The organism is Ensifer sp. ENS08 (assembly GCF_014852195.1).
Taxonomy (GTDB): Bacteria; Pseudomonadota; Alphaproteobacteria; order Rhizobiales; family Rhizobiaceae; genus Ensifer; species Ensifer adhaerens.
Genome location: NZ_JACVBF010000001.1, coordinates 469,154 through 491,138 on the forward strand (window position 1 = coordinate 469,154; position 21,985 = coordinate 491,138).

Annotated in this window: 17 protein-coding genes; 7 read left to right on the forward strand and 10 right to left on the reverse strand. The window is 62.4% G+C overall.

The window, feature by feature from the left end; all coding sequences use genetic code 11:
• The first annotated feature begins 90 nt into the window (after nucleotides 1–90).
• Nucleotides 91–1,773: an iron ABC transporter permease gene (locus IB272_RS02205; RefSeq protein WP_113135487.1), complete on the forward strand. Its 1,683-nt coding sequence runs from the start codon at nucleotides 91–93 to the stop codon at nucleotides 1,771–1,773.
• A 289-nt stretch (nucleotides 1,774–2,062) separates the two neighbouring features.
• Here IB272_RS02205 and IB272_RS02210 read toward each other — a convergent pair whose 3' ends face one another.
• On the reverse strand, nucleotides 2,063–4,015 hold the full coding sequence (locus tag IB272_RS02210) for an acetoacetate--CoA ligase (protein ID WP_060584007.1): 1,953 nt from the start codon (nucleotides 4,013–4,015) through the stop codon (nucleotides 2,063–2,065).
• Nucleotides 4,016–4,201: 186 nt separating this feature from the next.
• Here IB272_RS02210 and IB272_RS02215 point away from each other — a divergent pair, with 186 nt between their 5' ends.
• Nucleotides 4,202–6,019: an AsmA family protein gene (locus IB272_RS02215; RefSeq protein WP_060584005.1), complete on the forward strand. Its 1,818-nt coding sequence runs from the start codon at nucleotides 4,202–4,204 to the stop codon at nucleotides 6,017–6,019.
• Between the two features lie 78 nt (nucleotides 6,020–6,097).
• On the opposite strand, the gene IB272_RS02220 is transcribed toward IB272_RS02215, so the two are convergent.
• The 4 genes from IB272_RS02220 to IB272_RS02235 form a co-directional block, all read right to left on the reverse strand.
• A complete protein-coding gene (locus IB272_RS02220) occupies nucleotides 6,098–6,916 on the reverse strand; it encodes an ABC transporter permease subunit (protein WP_034800828.1) in 819 nt (272 codons plus the stop codon).
• A 3-nt stretch (nucleotides 6,917–6,919) separates the two neighbouring features.
• Nucleotides 6,920–7,831, reverse strand: a complete 912-nt coding sequence (locus IB272_RS02225; RefSeq protein ID WP_034800826.1) for an ABC transporter permease subunit — start codon at nucleotides 7,829–7,831, stop codon at nucleotides 6,920–6,922.
• Nucleotides 7,832–7,835: 4 nt separating this feature from the next.
• Entirely contained in the window at nucleotides 7,836–8,978 is a 1,143-nt protein-coding gene (locus tag IB272_RS02230) for an ABC transporter ATP-binding protein (protein ID WP_034801375.1), read from the reverse strand.
• A gap of 104 nt (nucleotides 8,979–9,082) precedes the next feature.
• Complete coding sequence (locus tag IB272_RS02235; RefSeq protein WP_306299847.1) at nucleotides 9,083–10,123, reverse strand: polyamine ABC transporter substrate-binding protein; 1,041 nt, start codon at nucleotides 10,121–10,123, stop codon at nucleotides 9,083–9,085.
• A gap of 389 nt (nucleotides 10,124–10,512) precedes the next feature.
• On the opposite strand from IB272_RS02235, the gene IB272_RS02240 reads away from it, so the two are divergent.
• The gene (locus tag IB272_RS02240; protein WP_051659564.1) at nucleotides 10,513–11,481 is read left to right on the forward strand and encodes a fatty acid desaturase family protein; all 969 of its coding nucleotides are present in this window, start codon (nucleotides 10,513–10,515) and stop codon (nucleotides 11,479–11,481) included.
• Here the strand turns inward: IB272_RS02240 and IB272_RS02245 are convergent.
• Nucleotides 11,475–12,884 carry an XRE family transcriptional regulator gene (locus tag IB272_RS02245; RefSeq protein WP_034800820.1) on the reverse strand — a complete coding sequence of 470 codons (1,410 nt, stop codon included), beginning with the start codon at nucleotides 12,882–12,884 and terminating at the stop codon, nucleotides 11,475–11,477. The two genes, IB272_RS02240 and IB272_RS02245, sit on opposite strands and share 7 nt — an antisense overlap.
• Nucleotides 12,885–13,112: 228 nt before the next feature.
• Here IB272_RS02245 and aceA point away from each other — a divergent pair, with 228 nt between their 5' ends.
• From aceA to IB272_RS02260, 3 genes are all read left to right on the forward strand, one after another.
• Nucleotides 13,113–14,402 carry an isocitrate lyase gene (gene aceA, locus IB272_RS02250; protein WP_060601923.1) on the forward strand — a complete coding sequence of 430 codons (1,290 nt, stop codon included), beginning with the start codon at nucleotides 13,113–13,115 and terminating at the stop codon, nucleotides 14,400–14,402.
• 119 nt (nucleotides 14,403–14,521) lie between these two features.
• Nucleotides 14,522–14,761 (forward strand): hypothetical protein, encoded by a 240-nt coding sequence (locus IB272_RS02255; RefSeq protein WP_034800815.1) that lies wholly within the window; start codon nucleotides 14,522–14,524, stop codon nucleotides 14,759–14,761.
• A 269-nt stretch (nucleotides 14,762–15,030) separates the two neighbouring features.
• Nucleotides 15,031–16,140, forward strand: coding sequence for a helix-turn-helix transcriptional regulator (locus IB272_RS02260; RefSeq protein WP_060584002.1), 1,110 nt, complete (start codon nucleotides 15,031–15,033; stop codon nucleotides 16,138–16,140).
• A gap of 65 nt (nucleotides 16,141–16,205) precedes the next feature.
• Here IB272_RS02260 and IB272_RS02265 read toward each other — a convergent pair whose 3' ends face one another.
• Nucleotides 16,206–17,087, reverse strand: coding sequence for a LysR family transcriptional regulator (locus IB272_RS02265; protein ID WP_060583999.1), 882 nt, complete (start codon nucleotides 17,085–17,087; stop codon nucleotides 16,206–16,208).
• A gap of 89 nt (nucleotides 17,088–17,176) precedes the next feature.
• Here IB272_RS02265 and IB272_RS02270 point away from each other — a divergent pair, with 89 nt between their 5' ends.
• A complete protein-coding gene (locus tag IB272_RS02270; RefSeq protein ID WP_060516499.1) occupies nucleotides 17,177–17,380 on the forward strand; it encodes a hypothetical protein in 204 nt (67 codons plus the stop codon).
• A gap of 90 nt (nucleotides 17,381–17,470) precedes the next feature.
• Here IB272_RS02270 and IB272_RS02275 read toward each other — a convergent pair whose 3' ends face one another.
• From IB272_RS02275 to IB272_RS02285, 3 genes are all read right to left on the reverse strand, one after another.
• Complete coding sequence (locus tag IB272_RS02275) at nucleotides 17,471–19,996, reverse strand: methyl-accepting chemotaxis protein (RefSeq protein ID WP_034800805.1); 2,526 nt, start codon at nucleotides 19,994–19,996, stop codon at nucleotides 17,471–17,473.
• 354 nt (nucleotides 19,997–20,350) lie between these two features.
• Nucleotides 20,351–20,497: a hypothetical protein gene (locus IB272_RS02280; protein ID WP_089044690.1), complete on the reverse strand. Its 147-nt coding sequence runs from the start codon at nucleotides 20,495–20,497 to the stop codon at nucleotides 20,351–20,353.
• Nucleotides 20,498–20,732: 235 nt separating this feature from the next.
• Complete coding sequence (locus IB272_RS02285; RefSeq protein WP_060583998.1) at nucleotides 20,733–21,917, reverse strand: NAD(P)/FAD-dependent oxidoreductase; 1,185 nt, start codon at nucleotides 21,915–21,917, stop codon at nucleotides 20,733–20,735.
• Between the last annotated feature and the right edge of the window lie 68 nt (nucleotides 21,918–21,985).

A 21,985-nucleotide genomic window follows, 5' to 3' on the forward strand; every position in this document is an offset into this window, starting at 1 on the left:
CCGGATGCTATAAGGAAATGTTGACTTGTGGTGGCCAGTTTGCTGGCCGCCATTGGCCATTTCTTGCCGTCATGCCGCGGAATCGATCGATTGCAGTCCACATCTCAGAGCATCAAGCGCCGCCATGCGCGTGCCGGAACCGGTCTTTCGCATCCCCTGCTGGCGACATGGGCCGGATTGACATCGGTCATCGTGCTGATGCCGATCATCGCGATCGCCTGGCTGGCGATCTCGGGCGGCGGCGGCGACTGGCCGCATCTGATGCAGAACGTCATTCCGCGCGCCACCGGGCGCACGCTGCTCTTGATCTCGCTGACGGGTGCCGTGACCGCCTTCGTCGGCATCCTCACGGCCTGGCTTGTCGCAAGCTGCGAGTTTCCGCTGCGGCGCTTCCTGTCGGCAGCACTGGTGTTGCCGCTTGCAATCCCCGCCTATCTCGCTGCCTATGCGTTCGGCGAGCTTTTCACCTTTACTGGGCCGGTGCAGGGACTGATCCGCGCGATCTTCGGCTTCAAGACGAGCCGTGACTACTGGTTTCCAGATATCCGCTCGCTCGGCGGCGCCGTGCTCGTGCTGAGCTCGGTTCTCTATCCCTATATCTACCTCGCCTGCCGTTCGATGTTCCTGATGCAGGGACGCGCGGCCGCCGACGTCGCCCGCACGCTCGGCGCCGGGCCGCTGAAGGTGTTCTTCCGCATCCAGATCCCGATGGCCCGCCCGGCCATCATGATCGGCCTGACGCTGGTGGCGATGGAAACGCTGAACGACATCGGCGCGGTCGAATTCCTTGGCGTGCAGACGCTGACCTTCTCGATCTTCGACACCTGGCTGAACCGCGGCAGCCTCGCGGGCGCCGCGCAGATCGCCTGCATCATGCTGGTCTTCGTCATCGGCCTGATGATGATCGAGCGGGCCGCACGGCGACGCCAGCGCTTCTCCAGCCAGAAGACGACGTCCGCCGTCCACGATGCTGCCCGGCTCATACTGTCCGGCTGGAAGAAGTGGGCCGCCATGGTCGCCTGCCTGCTGCCCGTGGTTTCAGGCTTTGCCGTACCCGTGCTGATCCTCGGCAATTATGCGCTCAAGCGCATCGACCAGTTCATCGAGCCGCGGCTGCTCAACGCGCTCTTTCATAGCATCCTCGTCTCAGGTGCGACCGCAACGGTGACCGTTCTGCTCGGTTTCGTGCTCGCCTATGCGGCGCGCACGGGGCATTCTCGGGTGAGCGACATCGCCGGGCGACTCGCCTCCTTCGGCTATGGCGTGCCCGGCACTGTTCTTGCGATCGGCGTGCTCTTCCCGCTGGCCGCTCTCGACAACATTATCGATGCCGGCATGCGCAATACGTTCGGTATCTCCACCGGGTTGATGATGACCGGCACCGGCTTTGCGATCATCTACGCCTGCAGCGTGCGCTTCCTCACCATGGCCGAGGGCTCGCTCGAAGCGGGTTTCCAGAAGCTTTCGCCGCATCTCGACATGGCGGCGCGCGCGCTCGGCCGGACCGGCGGCCAGACTTTGCGCACCGTGCTTTTGCCGATGATGCGGCCGGCGGTACTGACCGCCGCTCTCCTCGTCTTCATCGAGACAATGAAGGAGCTTTCGGCAACGATCATGCTCAGACCCTTCAACTTCAACACGCTCGCCACGCTCGTCTACGAAGACGCGTCTCGGGCCAAGGTCGAAGACGCTTCGGTCGCCGCGATGATCATCGTCGTCGCCGGCATGATCCCGGTCATCCTCGTGTCGCGATCGCTCGAACGCCGCTCCTGAGCCCCGTTCAGCAAGGCCTGGCGGACGAGAAACGCATAAAAAAAAGGTGGCTGGGAGGCCACCTCGATAGTTGAATGCTAAACCAACAATCGCTCGAGAAGTAACGACGTCATGTCCGCGACGGCATCTCTGCCGAACGCCGATCCAACATCGATCGGCCTCAAGTTGGCATGACCATGCGCCCCCAATCCTTAACAAGACCTTACCCGCCGGATCCGCAATTTTAGGGATTTTTCAGCAAGTCTGAAGCCTTGGTTAATTCCAATCACGCGAATCCGTTAACGCGCCCTCAATTTTTAAGGGCATCCAGTCCGGCGTAAAGATCAAGCGCCTCGGGGTTGGCGAGCGCCTCCTTGTTCTTCACCGGACGGCCGTGCACGACATCGCGGACCGCGAGTTCGACGATCTTGCCGGACTTCGTGCGCGGGATATCGGCGACCGCGATCACCTTTGCCGGCACGTGGCGCGGCGAGGCGCCGACGCGGATGCGGTTCTTGATCGCCTTCGTCAGGTCGTCGGTCAGGGCGACGCCGGCGGCGAGACGAACGAAGAGAACGACGCGCACGTCGTCTTCCCAGTCCTGACCAATGCAGAGCGCCTCTGCGACCTCCTCCATCTGCTCGACCTGATTGTAGATCTCTGCCGTGCCGATGCGCACCCCACCGGGATTAAGCGTCGCGTCCGACCGGCCGTGGATGATGATACCGCCGTGTTCGGTCCATTCGGCGAAGTCGCCATGGCACCAGACATTGTCAAAGCGCTCGAAATAGGCGGCGCGATACTTGGCGCCCTCGGGATCGTTCCAGAACATCACCGGCATCGACGGGAATGCCTTGGTGCAAACGAGTTCCCCCTTCTCACCGCGCACCGATTGCCCCTCGTCGTTCCAGACGTCGATCGCCAAGCCAAGACCCGGCCCCTGGATCTCGCCGCGCCAGACGGGCTTCAGCGGGTTGCCGAGGACGAAGCAGGAAACAATGTCGGTCCCGCCCGAGATCGACGCAAGCTGAACGTCAGACTTGATGCCTTCGTAGACGAAGGAGAAGCCTTCCGGCGACAGCGGCGAACCGGTCGAGGTCAACAGCCGAAGGGTGGAAAGATCATGCGTGTTGGCCGGTACGAAGCCGCCCTTGCGCACGGCGTCGATGTATTTCGCCGAGGTGCCGAACACCGCGAACGTCTCGGCTGCGGCATAGTCGAAGAGCACGTTGCCGTCGGGATAGAAGGGCGAGCCGTCGAACAGGCAGAGGGTCGCGCCGACGGCCAATCCGGAAACCAGCCAGTTCCACATCATCCAGCCGCAGGTGGTGAAATAGAAGAGCTTTTCGCCGCGGCGAAGGCCGCAGTGGAAACGATGCTCCTTCAGATGCTGCAGCAGGGTGCCACCGGCCGAATGCACGATGCATTTGGGAACGCCCGTCGTGCCCGAGGAAAACAGCACGTAGAGCGGATGGCTGAAGGGCAAGCGTTCGAAGGTCAGGGTTGTTGCCGCAAACGGCGCGATGAAATCGGCAAGGGTTGCGCCACCCTCGATCGAGGCCGCCAGCGCGGCGCTGTCGCCGGCATAGGGAACGATCAGCGCCGGCACGCCAAGGGCCTTGGAGACCGCGCGAACCTTCACATCGACGTCCTGGCCCTTGCCGTTGTACCAATAGCCGTCGCAGGCAATGAACAGCTTCGGCGTGATCTGGCCGAAACGATCGAGGACGCCCTGCTCGCCGAAATCGGGAGAACAGGACGACCAGATCGCGCCGATCGAGGCGGTCGCCAGCATCAAGGCGATGGTTTCGGGCATGTTCGGCATCATCGCCGCAACGCGATCGCCGGGGCCGATACCCTGAGCCTTCAGCGCCTGCTGCAGGCGCGACACGAGCGCGCGAAGCTCGTCCCACGACAGGCGATACTCGACCTTGTCTTCACCGCGGAAGACGAGCGCGTCGCCGTCGCCGGTTTCGCGAAGAAGGTTCTCGGCAAAGTTCAGCTTCGCGTCGGGGAAGAAGCGGGCGTCGAGCATGCGGTCGCCGTTGACGAGGGCTGTTGCGCCGCGTTCTCCGATGACGCCGCAGTGCTCCCAAACCGCGGTCCAGAAGTCGCCGCGCTCGGCCACCGACCAGGCGTGGAAGGCATCGTAATCCGCAAAGGTTCTGCCGAAGCGTTTGCTGCTCCAGGCGATGAATTCGGCCATGGGGCTATGCGCAAGGATTTCCGGACCTGGAACCCACAACGGCTGCTCTGCGTGCATGCTTTCCTCCACTCCTGCTCCATGCCCTCTATACCATGCTGCATCGCAAAATAAACAGCACCGGAAAGCGCCTCGTCATCGCGTGGACGACATTTACCTGTCTGTTGCCTGTCCGTCGCATTTGATTTCTGAGGACCGAAGGCCTATCCAAGCTCACGTGACCCAAGCGACGGCGACCAGGCGGACATGAGACGTAAATTTCTGCATATGATGCGCGACGTACGCCTGTTGTCGCAGCTGCGGCGCCGCCATTTCCTGTGGCCGGCCGCGATCGGCGTCGGGCTTGCAGCCGGCTACAACGCCGTCCTGCCTCTGGTGATTTCGACGACGAACGTGCGTCCGACCGTGGAGCATATGCTGGACGCCTGGTCCGGCGGAAAGAGCCGGATATCGGGCAATCCCGAGATCAGCTTCTGGCCGGAACCGACTTTGACGCTCCGCTCGGCGACGATCGAAACTACGGATGGATCGTCCCGCAAGCTCGCGCATATCGGCAGCATTACCGCGACGTTCAGCCTGTTTTCAGCGATCGACGGCACACCGGCGCTGGACGATATCCGGCTGATCGAGCCCGTCGTCACGCTCGAGCGGCACACGGACGGCACACTCAACTGGCAGCGGCCGCACTGGCTGAGTACCCCGGACACACAGGCTGCCGAGAAGGATACGCCGTTCGGCGATGTCACCGTCGAAAATGGCCGCCTGCAGATCATCGACCTCGTCACCAACCAGACCCGGGAATTTTCCGGCATATCCGGAACCGTCTCCTGGCCTTCGTTCACCAAGCAGCTCAGCGCCCGGCTTTCGGGAAGCCTTGGCGGACAGACGGTGGCCTGGACGCTCGAATGCAACGAACCGCTGATGCTGCTGACCGGCCACGATGCGGCGCTCAAGACGTCGCTATCCTCGGCGGCGCTCAGTCTCTCGTTCGAAGGCAACGGCAATCTCTCCCCTACACCGACTGCCGCGGGACGGCTGCAGGTTTCGACGGCCTCGCTGCAGGCCCTTGCCGCCTGGTACAAAGGCAAGGCGGCGGGCGCATTGCCGGACAGCGGCTTCAGCCTCAGCGCCAACGTCACCAGCGGTAAGGCCTCGCTGAAGCTCGACGAGCTTCAGCTGACGCTCGGCGGCGCCAACGCGAGCGGCATCCTCGACATCTCCACGCCGATCGACGATACCCACCGCGTCGAAGGCACGCTCGCCTTCGACCGCATCGATCTCAATGGGCTGCAGCCATTCATCGACCCGCTGGAGCCGGACGAACTCACACAACAACTCGGCGACGCGTTCGCGCGCAGCTGGCGTGCCGATGTGCGGCTGTCGGCGCAGGAGGCGCTGGCAGGCCCGCTACGGCTCGAAGATCTCGCCGCCGGCGTCATCATCGATCACGGGCGCGCCTCCATCGACGTCGCCGACAGCACCTATGCCAATGGCCGGCTCAGCGGGCGGCTCGCCGCTTCGGAAGAGGGGCTGGCCGGCGGTGGCCGTCTGGAACTGGTGCTGAAGAATGCCGACCTTGCCGCCGCCCTTGCTGACTTCGGTTTCACCGGCCCGGTTCCGACCGGCCGGGGCAATGTCAATCTGGACCTTACGACGGAGCACCCGTTCTGGCGCGCGCAGGTGGCCGAGGCTTCCGGCCGCATCAGGCTTTCGCTCGCCAACGGCAACCTCACCGGCTTCGACGCAAATGCCTTTGCGAACCTTGTCCGGGCCGGCGAATTCTTTTCGCTGGCGCAGGCGAGCGACGGCAACTTCGCCTTCCAGACGGCGGATATCGAAGCCAGCTTCGGGGAAGGGTCGGCGCGGCTGAACCGAGCGCTCTTTGCCGGCCAGACCGGCAATCTCTCGGTCAACGGCGTCATTCCCTACCGCAGCGGCAGCCTGGCGCTCGCAGGCACCTACACCGACACATTGAATGCCGGGCAAAGGCTGCGTTTCTTCGTCGGCGGTTCCTGGCCGAATGCAGTGATATCACCCCTGTCGGTTCTTGGCGAACCCAACTGAAAACGGCCGGCGTCAGGGACACCAGCCGTCGGTTCGTGGCGGACAAGCCGCGTCACGCTAGTCTCGAATTCGCACCGTTCAGGACTGGGCGAAGGCCGCCCGCTCGTCCCGTTCGCGCTGCGCCTCGCGCTGCTTGGTGACGATCGAGGCAACGACCACCCCGATGGCGACGACACCGATGAGGATGGTGCAGATCGCGTTGATTTCCGGCGTCACGCCCAGCCGCACCTGGCTGTAGATCTTCATCGGCAGCGTGGTGGCGCCCGGTCCCGTGGTGAAACTCGAGATCACCAGATCGTCCAGCGACAGCGTGAAGGCGAGGACCCAGCCGGAAAACACCGCGGGCGCGATGACCGGAAGGGTGATCGAGAAGAAGGTCGTGACCGGCGTGGCGCCGAGATCGAGGGCTGCCTCTTCGATCGACCGGTCGAAGCTGAGCAAGCGCGACTGCACCACCACGGCAACGAAGCACATGGTGAAGGTGATGTGCGCCAGCGTGATCGTCCAGAAGCCGCGGTCGAGACCGATGGCAACGAACAACAACAGCAGCGACAGGCCGGTGATCACCTCGGGCATGACGAGCGGTGCATAGACCATGCCGGAAAACAGCATGCGGCCACGGAAGCGCGTGTAGCGGACGAGCGCCAAAGCCGCGAGCGTACCGAGCACGGTGGCGAAGGTCGCCGAGATCAGCGCGACGCGGATCGTCACCCAGGCGGCATCGAGCAGCGCCTGGTTATGCCAGAGCTGCGTGTACCATTTGGTCGAAAAGCCCGCCCAGACGGTGACGAGCTTCGATTCGTTGAAGGAGAAGATCACCAGAAGCACGATCGGCAGGTAGAGAAAGCCGAAACCGAGCACGATCGAGGCGATGTTGAAGCGTGACCAGTTGCCCATGTCCTACCTCCCCTCGCTGTCGGCTTTGGCCTGGGCGTTCTGGAAGTAGACGATCGGCAACACCAGGATCAGAAGCAGGATCGTCGCCACGGCCGAAGAGACCGGCCAGTCGCGGTTGGCGTTGAACTCGTTCCAGAGCGTCTTGCCGATCATCAGCGTTTCCGAACCGCCAAGCAGGTCGGGGATAACGAATTCGCCGACGGCTGGGATGAAGACCAGCAGGCAGCCGGCGACGACGCCCGCCAGCGACAGCGGGAACGTCACGCGCCAGAAGGCGGTAAACGGCGTGCAGCCGAGGTCGAGCGCGGCCTCCGTCAGGGTGTGATCCATCTTCTCAAGCGACGAATAGATCGGCAGCACCATGAAGGGCAGATAGGAATAGACGATGCCGATATAGATCGCCCAATTGGTGTTGAGGATGATCAGCGGCTGGTCGATGACGTTGATGCTCATCAGGAACTGGTTGAGCAGCCCCTCGGGTTTGAGGATCGCGATCCAGGCGTAGACGCGGATCAGGAAGCTCGTCCAGAAGGGCAGGATCACCAGCATCAGCAACGTCGGGCGAATGGTCTTCGGCGCTTTCGCCATACCGTAGGCAACCGGATAGGCGATCAGCAGCGTCAGCACGGTCGAGACGCCTGCGATGATGACGCTCGACACATAGGCGTTGAAGTAGAGGACGTCTTCCGTCAGCCAGACGTAGTTGTCGAAGGAGAATTCCCGCGCCTTTTCAAGGATGCCGGACAGGCCGCCGAACAGATCGAAGACCGGCGTATAGGGCGGCATGGCCACCGCAGTCTGCGACAACGAGATGCGGAAGACGATGAAGAAGGGGATCAGGAAGAAGAACAGCAGCCAGGCATAGGGGATGATGATGACGAGGCGGCTGAAGAGGGCGGATGCGACACGGGTCATGGCCTCAATCCTTCAGAACGACGCCGGCGTCTTCGCCGAAGGAAACCCAGACCTCCTGGTCGTAGCCGAGCGGATCCTCGACCGCGCGCACCGCGTTGAGCGACGAGGCCTTGATCACGCGTCCGTCCTTCAGGCGCACGTGGAAGACGGTCATGTCACCGAGATAACCGATGTCCCAGATTTCGCCCTGAACGGTGTTGACGGGCGCGTGCGCCGGCGGCTGGCGGCTGACGCGGATCTTTTCCGGGCGGACGGCAACGGCGGACTTGCCGCCGGCAGCCGGCGTCTCGGGCGATGCCATGCGGATCGGGAAACCGTTGGTGCCCTCAAGGCGCACATAGCCGCCCTCGGCGCCGGAAACAGCGCCCTCGAAAATGTTGACGTCGCCGATGAAGTCCGCGACGAAACGGGAGTTCGGCGCCTCGTAGATTTCGGCAGGCGTCGCCACCTGAATGACCTTGCCGTGGCTCATCACCGCGATGCGGTCGGCCATGGTCATTGCCTCTTCCTGGTCGTGGGTGACGACGACGAAGGTGAGACCGAGTTCCTGCTGCAGATCCATCAGTTCGAACTGGGTCTCCTCGCGCAGCTTCTTGTCGAGCGCGCCGAGCGGTTCGTCGAGGAGCAGCACCTTCGGCCGCTTGGCAAGTGAGCGGGCAAGCGCGACACGCTGGCGCTGACCGCCCGAAAGCTGGTGCGGCTTGCGCTGGGAGAACTTTTCGAGCTTCACCAGCTTCAACATCTGGGCGACGCGCTCGGCAATATCCGCCTTCGGCATGCCATCCTGCTTCAGGCCGAAGGCGATGTTCTTCTCCACGTTCATATGCGGGAAGAGCGCGTAGGACTGGAACATCATGTTGACCGGACGCCTGTAGGGCGGAATGCCGGCCAGGCTCTGTCCGTCGAGAATGATCTCGCCCGACGTCGGCTGTTCGAAGCCGGCGAGCATGCGCAGAAGCGTCGACTTTCCGCAGCCGGACGCACCGAGCAGCGCAAAGAACTCGCGCGTATAAATATCCAGCGAAAGGTCGTCGACGGCGGTGAAATCGCCGAACCGCTTGGTCACGTTCTTGAAGGAAATGAATGGCTTGGAAGCGGGATCCGCCCAAGGGGCAAAGGACCGCCGGATACTGCCGAGAGACTTCATCATCTATCCCCGAATGATACAGCCGATGGGCACTCTCGTTTTCCCCGGTGCCCCCTTAAGAAAATTGCCCGGATTTTGAGGTCCGGGCAATTCGTTTTCCGCTCTTACTGGCCGGTTACGACCTTTGTCCAGAGTCGGGTCAATACCCTCTGCTCTTTCGCCTCGAAGGGCGTCACCGTGAACAGTTTCTGCATCACCTCTTCCGTCGGGTAGATGGCGGTATCTTCCATGACGGCCTTGTCGAGGAACTGCTGCGAGGCCTTGTTGCCGTTGGCGTAGAAGACATAGTTAGATGCCTTGGCGACGACCTCGGGCTTCATCATGTAATTGAGGAAGGCGTGCGCCTCCTCGACGTGCGGTGCATCAGCCGGGATCGCAAGCATATCGAACCACATCTGCGCGCCCTGGGACGGGATCGCGTAGTCGACGGTCACACCAGCCTTGGCTTCGGCCGCACGGTCGCGGGCCTGGAAGACGTCGCCGGAAAAGCCGATTGCAAGGCAGATGTCGCCGTTGGCGAGCGCGTTGATGTATTCCGAGGAATGGAACTTGCGCACATTGGGGCGGATGCTCGCCAGCAGCTCAGCCGCCTTTTCGAGATCGGCCGCCTCGTGGCTATCCGGGTTGAGGCCGAGATAGGCGAGCGCCGAAGGCATCACGTCGGTCGGGGAATCGAGGATGTGGATGCCGCAATCCTTGAACTTCGCCGCCAGTTCCGGCTTGAAGATGACGTCCCAGTTGGGCTTCTCGTCCGTGCCAAGGATCGCCTTCATCTTGTCGACATTGTAGCCGATGCCGGTGGTGCCCCACATGTAGTCGATGGCATAGTCGTTGCCCGGATCGTACTTGGCCGTACGCTCCATGATCACGTCCCACATATTGGAAAGGTTCGGCAGCTTCGACTTGTCGAGCTTCTGGAACACGCCCGCGGCGATCTGCCGCTGCAGGAAGGTTGCCGTCGGCACCACCACGTCGTAGCCGGAGCCACCTGCAAGCAGCTTCGTCTCCAGGATCTCGTTGGAATCGAAGACGTCGTAGACGACCTTGATACCGGTCTCCTTGGTGAAATCTTCCAGAATGCTGCTGTCGATATAGTCCGACCAGTTGTAGACGTTGACCACGCGCTCCTGCGCCGAGGCCAGCATGGTCGAGCCGGCCAGAACGGCTGCCGCCAGGGTTGTGACGATGAGCTTGGACATACAACTCCCCTCTTGGTTTTTTCGTATCGGGCCCGGCACGCCGGGACACCGTCCAATCCGCTTCGTTCAGGCCGGAGGTTAGGCATCTTTCTCGATAACCTCAAGCGCTTTCGTGCCGATAAGAAGCGCCGCCCTGTGGGCTCATCAGTTTCACAAGTCGAAGAAAAACGGGCACTTATGGCGCCTTGCTTCCAGCCTGTCGCCTTCGACCCGGCCGCGGCGGCACCGTTAACCATAGCTTTGCCGCCTCTGTACGGACCGCCATTTACGATTGATTAACCATGATCGCCATGCGATTTTCCCGACAGTTGCGGTTCAGGATCTCAGGTGTCGTCATGGGTGAGCAGATCGTCGGCGGGAAAAGCCGCAGGATCGATCCGAAGCAGTTGAAGCGCCTGTCGGTGCTCGAGCCGCAAAAGGCCCTTGCGGCAATCGCATTCGACTGGACGATGATCGCAGCAGCCATCGCCGTCAGCGAGTATTTCGGCAATGTCTTCGTCTACCTGATTGCCGTGGTGCTGATCGCCGGACGCATGCATGCGCTCGGCTGCATGATCCACGAGGCGGCGCACTATCGCATCATCCGCAACCGGAAACTCAGCGACTGGATGAGCGACCTGCTGCTCGCCTGGCCGGTGCTGGCCACGGTCGATGGCTACCGCCAGAACCATCTCGCCCACCATCAGCACGCCAATAGCGACGAGGATCCGGACTGGACAGCGAAGCTCGGCATGCCGCAATTCACCTTTCCGCAAAAGGTTGCGCGCGGCGTCACGCAATTGCTCGGTTACCTCGTCGCGGTCAATTCGCTGCGCGACATGCTGCATATGGCCAAACGCATGGGCAAGAACGACCGTTCAACGCTGCAGTACAAGCTGCTGCGCGTCGGCTTCTACGCCGCCGCCGCCGCGATCTTCACGCTCTTCGGCATCTGGCGGGAAGTGGCGCTCTACTGGGTGGTGCCGTTCCTCACCTTCTTCTGCCTGTTCCTTTATATACGCAGCGTCGCCGAGCATTTCGGCAGCATGGACTATAGCGACGAACTGACGAGCTCACGCACCGTCTATCCGCACGCCTGGGAGAAGCTGTTCTTCGCGCCCCACAACATCAACTACCACCTGGAGCACCATCTGTATCCCGGTGTGCCGTTCTACAATCTACCGGAACTGCACGCGATCCTGATGCGCAACAAGGCCTATGCTGACACGGCCCATATCACCCGCGGCTATACTACCGGGCTACCGGCGGAATGCTTTGCCGCGAATGCGCCGCTTCTGCCCAACCAGCACCCCGTCAGCTACTGAAAATCGAAAACGCTGAGCCCGGTCGCCATCTCATCAAGTCCGAGCGGCCGGGTAACGGGCGGCTCGGCACGCGCCAGGCAGCCCTGGCGCTCGCAGAGCCGACAGCCGGCACCGATTTCGACCGCCGGCAGCAGCACCGAACCGTAGACGGTCTCGTCGGCAAACGAAGCTTCGCAGCCTAGAAGCAGGGCTGTGCGCCGGACGCGCTCGTGGAACGCCGCCTGCGGACCCTCCAGCGTGCGTGCGATGGTCAAGAATGCAGCGCCGTCGGGCATCTCGACACGATCGACCAGTAGCTGGCCCGGCACTGAGAAGGCGGCATGGATATTGAGCTTGGGACAGCCACCGCCGAACTTTGCCTGAGGGAAGCCCGATGCGCCCGCCCTCCGCAATCGGTGGCCGGCATTGTCGATCTCCATCAGGAAGAATGGCAGCCCTTGGGCGCCCGGCCGTTGCAGCATGGTCAGCCGGTTGGCCGCCTGTTCGAAGGAGACCTGGAAACGGGCGCGCAGGACATCGAGGTCGTACTTCGCCCGTTGTGCGGCGGCGAGGAACGCAGCATAGGGCATCATCAGCGCATGCGCGCCATAGCGCGCCAGCTCGAAGCGAGCAATACGGCGTGCCTCCGCGGTCGAAAGCCGTAACGACCCAAGCTCGGCCGTGATCGCCTCGTGGCAGGCAATCGACACGGCCTCCATCGCGATCTCGCGCAACTGGTCGTAGGGCGACAGCCGCTCGGAAACGAAGAGGCGCATGGAGTGCCTGTCGAAGCGACGGCGCAGGTTCGGCATGGCATGGACCGGCAGGCTGCGCACGACGAGGCCATGCTCCTTCTTCAGCCAGGCCTTGAGCGCGCCGATGAGATCATCACCCGGCGAGAGCGCCTCGTGGAAGGCTTCCGCCGCCGCCTCGATGCCGGCAAAATAATTCGGCCGCCCCTCGAAGGTCTCGCGTACCTCGTCCATCGGCAACCGTGTGCCCGAAAGCGCCTCCATGTGCCCCTGCCCCGCCAGGAGGTCAGCCAAGTCCCTGAGACGCGCTGCCTGCTCGCGATAGGCGCGGTAGAGCTTGACGACGCCGCCGGCAGCATTGGGGGCCGCTTCTGCCACCTCGATCAGCTCCTGCTCTCCCGGCAGCTCGGCCGACAGCAGTGGATCGGCGAAAACCTCGCGCAATTGCGTGAGGCTGCCGCCGGTTTCGCCCTGCAACTCGTCGAGGTCGACCTTGTAGACCGAGGCAAGCTTCAAAAGCAGCTGCACCGTCAGCGGCCGCTGGTTGCGCTCGATCAGATTGAGATAGGACGGCGAGATACCGAGGGCCTCGGCCATGGCCGTCTGCGTCAGCGACAGGCCGTTACGAATGCGCCTGACCCGCGGGCCGGCAAAGATCTTGTTCTCGGCCATTTGTAACTACCTTTACAATCCGCTCAACGCAGGACGCTTTACATTTTTTACAAATTTACTTCGCCGCCCTGTCAAAGGCAAGACAAGATAACCCTTTTGATCTCTGCAAACCACCGTTTCCAATAGCCGAATACTGCAGCGCAATGTAAAAACTGTCACATGAACTCGAAACACAAGTCGCCATACGACAAAAGTCGAATGGGTCTTTGATTTTGACAGGAGGAAGTAATGACTGATTTTTACAAGCTCGTTCCCAGCGCACCGCAAGGCCGCTTCGATGGCGTCGATCGCCCCTATACCGCAGAGACCGTGAAGCGGCTGCGCGGGTCGGTCGAGATCCGCTATTCGCTGGCCGAAATGGGCGCGAACCGCTTGTGGAAACTCATTCACGAAGACGACTTCGTCAACGCACTCGGCGCACTTTCGGGCAACCAGGCAATGCAGATGGTGCGCGCCGGCCTGAAGGCGATCTACCTCTCCGGCTGGCAGGTCGCAGCCGATGCCAACACCGCTTCGGCCATGTATCCGGACCAGTCGCTCTATCCGGCCAATGCCGCGCCTGAGCTTGCCAAGCGCATCAATCGCACGCTGCAGCGCGCCGACCAGATCGAGACCTCAGAAGGCAAGGGCCTTTCGGTCGACACCTGGTTCGCACCGATCGTCGCTGACGCCGAAGCCGGTTTCGGCGGTCCGCTCAACGCCTTCGAGATCATGAAGGCCTTCATCGAGGCGGGCGCTGCCGGCGTCCACTACGAGGACCAGCTTGCTTCGGAGAAGAAGTGCGGCCATCTCGGCGGCAAGGTGCTGATCCCGACGGCAGCCCATATCCGCAACCTGAACGCGGCACGGCTTGCCGCCGACGTCATGGGCACGCCGACGCTGGTCATCGCCCGCACCGATGCGGAAGCGGCAAAGTTGCTCACCTCCGACATCGACGAGCGCGATCGCCCCTTCGTCGACTACGATGCCGGCCGCACGGTCGAAGGCTTCTACCAGGTGAAGAACGGGCTTGAGCCCTGCATTGCCCGCGCCATCGCCTATGCGCCGCATTGCGACCTGATCTGGTGCGAGACCTCCAAGCCGGACCTGGAACAGGCCCGCAAGTTCGCAGAGGGCGTCCAAAAGGCGCATCCGGGCAAGCTGCTCGCCTACAATTGCTCGCCGTCGTTCAACTGGAAAAAGAACCTCGACGACGCGACGATCGCCAAGTTCCAGCGAGAGCTGGGCGCGATGGGCTACAAGTTCCAGTTCATCACGCTTGCCGGCTTCCACCAGCTGAACTTCGGCATGTTCGAACTGGCGCGCGGCTACAAGGCACGGCAGATGGCCGCCTATTCGGAGCTGCAGGAGGCGGAATTCGCCGCCGAGGTCAACGGCTACACCGCGACCAAGCATCAACGTGAAGTCGGCACCGGCTACTTCGACGCCGTCTCGATGGCGATCACCGGCGGCCAGTCCTCGACAACAGCGATGAAGGAATCGACCGAGCACGATCAGTTCCGCCCGGCCGCAGAGTGAAGCCCGGCGGGAGCGTGGCAATCCCTGCCCGCTGCGCTCCTGCCGGCCCCTCGTAAGTGAAATGGATGCGGGCGGAAAACCGCAAGCACCTCCAGCCTCGAACCTCAAGGAGAAGTCCAATGACAGTCCAGACACGCGTCAAGGAACGGGCCGAGGAACAGTCTTCGGCGATGACCCCGGACCAGCAGGCGGCAATCCGCATGGTCGCCAACGACCTGCACCGCCTCAACCAGTCCGTCATGAAGGCCGTCGATGCCGGCGTTTCGGTCGAGCTCGTGCGCTCCGCCCGCCACCACGGTGGCGAGGGCAACTGGGGCGACCTGCTGATCCCGGTTATCGTCACCCAGGGCCGGCCATGATGCTCGCCACAACGCTGTTCGCGGCGATGCTGTTGTCGCCGCTAGCGCTCCGCCACGCAGCTGTGGCCGTGAGCATCAAGGCAACCAAAAGTTGATTTCACCGAAACCGGTTGAAAGTGGGAGAAATTGGAATAGCCGGCTCTTTGCCGGCTATTCTGCGTTGTCAGGATGGCAGCGCACGCAACGAATGCTTGTCTCCGCTATTTCAGGTTGATCGAACCCGTGATGCCTGACTATATTAGGCATACCTGTCTTAGACAAAGGCACGCATGTATCGTTCGACGAAACCTGCAGATACCGCCGAACTGACGGAGCTGATCTACGGCGCCGCCTTTGGCGATTGCGGCTGGCAGGATTTTCTCGACCGGCTGACGACGACCATGCCCGATGGATGCTCTGCGCTCCACTATCATGACCTCACAGCGCCAGCGTCGTGCGTGCCCTATGTCTCCGGCTTTACCTCTGATGCCATCGACCAGTTCAACGATCACTTCGCGGCGATCAATCCCTGGATACCGAAATCGGTTCTCGTGCCGGTGGGCCGCGGTCTCTCCGGCGAGCATATCGTCTCGCGCTCGGAGCTGATGAAATCGGAATTCTACAATGACTGGCTGAAGCGCCAGACCGGCAGCGAGACCACCGTCGGCGTGACCATCGTGCGCAGCCCGACGCGGACCCTGCTCCTATCGACCTGCACCTCGTCGACCGACGAGCAACTCAACCAGCAGGCGGCGGACCAGTACACGCTTCTTGCGCCCCACCTGAAGCGCGCCTTCGACTTCCTGCGGCGGCGCGACCTGATGATGGCCGAGCAGCATGAGGGCCGGACCCTGCTCGATACGATCGGCGTCGGCGTGATTTATGTGGGCGGCAATCTGCGCATCCGCTCGATGAACCACAACGCCGAGCGAATGGCGGCGAACGGCTCACCGTTCCGGGTCGCGGTCAACGGCCGCCTGTTCATGGACGAACCGGAAACCAATGCGGCGCTCGAGCTTCTGGCCTCGCCGGTCGGCGCACCGGCACAGCCGCAACTGCGTGTCGTCAGGACCGCGGAGCACGGCGCCTTCCGCATTACCTTGGTGCGGCGAAGCGCCAGCATCTTTACCGAACTTCTCGACGGACCGACTGTGGCGGTTCTGGTCGAGCCTGCGACGTCGCTGCTCGGCGATCTCAGGCACGACCATCTGAAGGACAATTATGGTCTGACCCCCGCCGAAATCCGCATCGCCTGCGGTATCGCCGCCGGCCTGACGCTGAAGGAAATGTCGCAGGCCAACGGCGTCAGCTATGAGACGATCCGGACGCAGCTCAAAAGCATCTACGCCAAGACCCGGGTCAACTCGCAGGCGGCACTCGTCAAGCTGCTGATGCGCTGACCCATATACAAAAAAGACCACGGCGGTAGCGTTCCCAGCAGCAGGGGTTCAGTCCTTGCTCCGCCTCAGCTGCGGCGCGGTCGCTTTCCGGCAAAGATGTCCACGTGACTGCGCAACAGCCTGGTCATGCGGTCGACAACCGTTCGTATTTCCTTGCGGTGCCGATCCTCATTGTTCATGACGATCCATTGCCGGTGCCGGAGCGCCGGGATCTCCTCGCCGGCGCGCTCCAGCATCGGATCGAGATCGCCGACGAAACAGGGAAGCACCGCACATCCGGCGCCGGCGCGGGCGAGATCGAGCAGCGAGCGCGGCCGCGTGACCGTGGCGACGATCCGCCCCTCCCAGCCCCCTTTCACCTGCTCGTGCGGCCAGCGCAGATAGGCGGAGATCGCCTCCTCCTCGCCGACGGCCACCCATCGCGCGCTCGCGCCCGACGGCGCGTTCTTTTGACGATAGGCGGCATAGGCGACATCGCCGACCGGACTTGCCGCCAGATAGGCCTCCTCGGGCTCGAAGGCGCGGATGCCGATATCGGTTTCGCGATAGGCGAGGCTGGCGCGTGTTTCGCCGACCGTGATCGCCAGACTGAAGCCGTCCCTTTCGGTGCAGAGCGCCGGAAAGTTCTCCGCCAGCAGCCAGGCGATCCAGGTACCGACGGTGATGCGGACCGTTACGCCCTCGCCTTCCTGCCGCCAGCTCTCGACCCGGCGCGCCGCCGATTCCATTTCCTGAAGCTGCTCGAACAGCAGTTCACCATCGCCGGTAAGCTGGTAGCCGGTCTGGCTGCGCAGAAACAGCGCGCGGCCCGTGCGCTCCTCGAGTTCCAGCATCCGCCGGCCAACGGTCGCCGGGCTGGAGCCGAGCGCCTGCGCCGCTCCGGTGAGCCCACCAGCGCGCGCCACGCTCATGAAACAGCGATAGATATCCCAATCCATGTCTTTCATCGGTGAAAAACATAGAGCGATATCCGATGTATGTAAAACTAGTTTTGCTGCATAAAAGAAGTGATGCCCATCAACTAAGGAGCATCACGATGGAAATGATGGCAATGGTCTACATCGCCGACATGGCCCTGAAAACGCGCCGCTGGGACGAGGATTTCGATCCGAAACCGCCCGGCCTTCTACGTCGGACCTTCACAACACTCGCGGCCGCGGTTACCAAGCGACGCAAGAGCAGCCTCTACGCCGATAAAAAAAGCACCGCGAAGCCCTGCGGCCACGCGGTGCAATGTTAGCCCCTGCCCTTGTTATATCGCACGGCACCGGTTGCCGTGCTTTCGGCTGGCGGCGTTGCCTGCCGCCAGCGAAACCGTCTACCGCACGCCTCAGGCCGCCCGGTAGTTGTCGTAGTCTTCCGCCGCCGGCTCCAGCCGGAACTGCTCGACCAGCATCATCAGCGTGTCGGCCTGGTTTGAGAGCGCGCGGCTCGTCGCCGTCGCCTCTTCCACCATCGAGGCGTTCTGCTGCGTCATCTGGTCCATCTGGTTGACTGAGCCGTTGACCTCGTTGAGCGCCACGGCCTGGTCGCGGCTGGCAGTCGCGATCATCTCGACGTGCTGGCTGACCGTGACGATCTGGGCGCTGATCGAGGCCAGCACTTCGCCGGTTTCCTTGACCAGGTGCGAGCCGGCATTGACCTCGTTGGTCGACTTGTTGATCAAGCCCTTGATCTCGCGCGCAGCTTCTGCCGAGCGCTGGGCCAGTTCACGCACTTCCTGGGCGACGACGGCAAAGCCCTTTCCGGCTTCACCCGCCCGTGCCGCCTCGATGCCGGCGTTCAGCGCCAGGAGGTTGGTCTGGAAGGCGATGTCGTCGATCACTTCGATGATTTGCTCGATCTGGCGCGAGGCCTCCTCGATGCGTCCCATGGCGGCGATCGCGTTGGTGACGACGGTCGCCGAGCTATCGGCGCTGCGTTTCGTCTGGATCACCGCATGGTTGGCTTCGCCGGCACGCTCGGCCGAGGAACGGACGGTGACGGTGATCTGGTCGACGGCGGCCGCCGTCTCTTCGAGGGAGGCGGCCTGGGCCTCCGTGCGCTTCGACAGCGAATCTGCCGCATGGTGCATGCTGGAGCCGCTCTCCTGGATCGCCTGCGCATTGGCGCGGATCTGGGCGAGCGTGTCCTGCAGGCGGATCAGCGAACCGTTGAAGTCCTGGCGAAGCTGTTCGAGGCGACCATGGAACGGCACGTCGATCTGGCGCGACAGGTCGCCCTGGGCCAGGCGGCCGAGGCCAGCGGCAAGCTCGCTGACAGCGAGATCGATCTGGCGATCGAGCTCGCGCTTTTCCTGGTCGTTGCGGCTACGCTCGATTTCGGCGCGGCTGCGCTGCTCCTCGCTTTCCGCTTCGATGCGGACCTTGGAGAGCGCGTTCTCCTTGAACACGCCGAGCGCACGGGCCATGTCGCCGATTTCGTCGCGACGACCGTCGCCATCGATCGTCGTGTCGAGGCGGCCATCGGCGAGACGACGCATCGCCGCGGTGATCTGACCGATCGGCTTCTTCAGCGTCAGCGTCAGCGCGATGCCGGCCAGAAGCGCGATGACGACGCCGGCAACGGTGGCGGCAACCGAGATCTGGTTCGCCTCGTTGCGCTCGGTCCCGGCGGCAACCTTCTGCTGTTCGGCAAATTCGGTGAGATCGGTCCAGATCTGGTTGATCGATTGTCCGGCGGCGTCGAAGTCTGCGGTGCGCTTGACCGTGATTTCGACGAGCGCTGCGGCATCTTTCTTCATCGCGGTCAGGATCGGCATCAGCGTGTCGGCGATCTTGTCGAAGGATGCGCCGTCGCTTGCGACACCGCGAAGCGTCGCCATGTTCTGCTGAACGGCGAGCGACTTGTCGAGCAGCTTCTGGCGATTGCCCTCGTTCGTCTGCCCCATGAAGGTGGCGGCGGAAATCTGGATATCGGTGATCGACGACGACAGCCTGCGGGTAGCGGTCAGAACCGATTCCGTCGTGACGATCTGTTCGTCGAGTTCGGCGAAAATCCGCGTGGCGTCGCGCATCTTGCCGACGGATGCCGCTTCCAGGCGGAAGCTCGCAGTGCGGAAGCGGTCGACATATTTGGAAATGCCGGCAAGCGTTTCCGGTCCGGCGGGCGCCTTCAGGATCGAGCCGATCTCGCTCGAAGCCGAGGTGATGGTCTCGGTGAGCGACTTTTCGTCCTTCGGCAGCAGGCGGAAGATGTCACGCTCGGTGCGGCCGATCATCGGGAAGCGTTCCTTGACCGCCTTCAGCTTCTCCTCGACGGTGATCGCCTTGCTCACTTCGGTGCCGAACTCGTTGAAGAAGCGGCTTGCGCGCATCAGCTTTTCGGCTTCGCGCAGCATGGTCTTGGCGGCGTTCTCGCTCTTGCGAACGGCGTATTGCAGGCGGTTCGACTCTTCATTGATCTTGGCGCGCTCGATCAGCAAGGCGTCCAAGTTCGAGCTCATTGCCGTGCGCAGGTCCTGCTCGCCGACATGCAGCGTCCAAAGGCCGCCGATGCGCGCTTCGATGTCGCTGGTCGCCGCGATCGCCGCCTTCAATTCGTCCTGGCCGTTCTGGCCGGCAACCTGTGCAGCGGTATCGGCGAGCACGTCCTTCTGCGCCGAGATCGTCGATTGCACGGCATCACGTGTTTCTTCGGTGGTCGAATGCAGGAAGGCGTTCATGCCCGCATAGACATCCTTGAAGCCGCTCAAGGTCTGCAACACGCTGTTGGAAATCTCCATGCGTCCCTGAAGCAGGCCGGATGCATAAAGGCCGGTGATACCGACGGCACAGATGCTGACGACGAAGGGCAGGATGAAAAACAGCACCTTCGTCTGGATCTTGAAGCGGGCAAGAATTCTATCGATGAACATGGAAAACACCTTGGCTCGCAGCTCGCATTCGCCTCCCCCGACGGCTCACTACGTCTTCGCACTCAACGACAAGGCGTGAATGTGCGAACGATCGAGAGCCACCCGATGCGCAAACAGGCTGATGTTTTTCGAAAAATCATGCGGCGCACACCGCCAGTCCGTCAGCAATCATTGCGGATCCACGGCGCCACTCCTCGGCAACGTGAACCTGACGAAACTCACATCGTCACACTATCTGTTTTGAACGATTAAAATTTGTATAAGCGCGTTCCGCCCGCGACAGAAAATCCGTAGGCGTGCGCGGACGCGTCAAATGCGCCCGAGAGACGGCCGCTCAGGGCCGATCCCCTGAACTCAGAACCAAAGAGCCGGGAGGGCTGCGAGGGCAGCAACGGCAAAGAATGCAATCAAGGCGAGGCGCGTGAGCACGGCCTTCTGCTGACGGCTTTCATCGGTGCGGGCGATCGCGATGGCGCGGGGACGGCGGCGGATTTGGTTCATGGCATCCTGTCCTTGTCACATTGACCGGCAACGTTCGGTCCGGATGACCCCGCATTGCCTGTCACAGTTATATTGCAGCCATGCCGTGGCGGAAGAAAGTCAAAAAATTAGAAACAGTGTTATTTCCGTTTACGCGACAATCCGATCCACCAACTGCCGGCTGTGCCGACAAGGATAAAGGTTCGGCGAGATACATTAACAATCACTGAAGCTCGATCCGCCAAAAGCGGGGAGATCAGGCGTCCTGGCCGGCCGCAAAGCCCGATGCCCAGGCCCATTGGAAATTGTAGCCGCCGAGCCATCCGGTCACATCGACGCACTCACCGATAAAATAGAGCCCCGGCACCGCCTTGGCCTGCATCGCCTTGGAGTCGAGCCCGTTGGTATCGACGCCGCCAAGCGTGACTTCGGCCGTCCGGTAGCCTTCCGAACCGGCTGGCTTGATGGTCCAGGCCTGGATCGAGGTAGCAAGCTGATTGATGGCCTTATCCGAGAGGTCGGCAAGCTGGCGCCCGGTCAGCTTTGCGCCGTCGGCGAAAAACTGTGCCAGCCGCCGCGGCAGGATATCGCCGAGCGCCGTCTGCACCGCTTGTTTGCCGTGGGTGCGGCGGATTTCTTTCAGGATCGCGGCAATGTCGATGTCGGGCATCAGCCTGAGCACGATCTCCTGCCCTTCGCGCCAATAGGAGGATATCTGCAGGATCGCAGGGCCGCTCAGGCCGCGATGGGTGATCAGCACCGCCTCGCGGAACGCCGTCTTGCCGGACCGCGCTTCCGCATCTGCGGCAACGCCGGCCAGTTCCCCGATCGCTTCGAGCTGCGCCGGGTCGAGCGTCAGCGGCACGAGACCGGGCCGCGTTTCAATGAGCCCGAGACCGAACTGCTCGGCGAGCCGGTAGGCAAGCCCGGTCGCCCCCATCTTCGGGATCGACTTGCCGCCGCTGGCAACGACCAGCGACTGCGCATCGATCGGCCCCTCGCCCGTCATCACGCGAAAACCGGCGCCATGGCGCTCGACACTCTCGATCGTCGTTTCGAGGCGAAGATCGGCATGCACGTCACGCATTTCGGAAAGCAGCATCTTGATGATGTCTTTCGCCGAATGGTCGCAGAAGAGTTGGCCGAGGGTCTTTTCGTGCCAGGCTATGCCATGCTTTTCGACAAGAGCCAGGAAATCGCGCGGGGTGTAGCGCGCCAGCGCCGACTTTGAGAAATGCGGGTTGGTCGACAGGAAGTTCTTCGGTCCCGCATGGATGTTCGTGAAATTGCAGCGGCCGCCGCCGGAGATGCGGATCTTTTCGCCCGGCGCCTTGGCATGGTCGAGCACGGCCACGCGGCGGCCGCGCTTGCCCGCCTCGATGGCGCACATCATGCCGGCGGCACCGGCGCCAATGATGACCACATCTGTCTTTTCAGCCACGAAACACTCCGCTCGTTTGTCCTTCCATTCCGGGGGCAAAGCAGAAAGTCAATGATCAAGCCCATCTA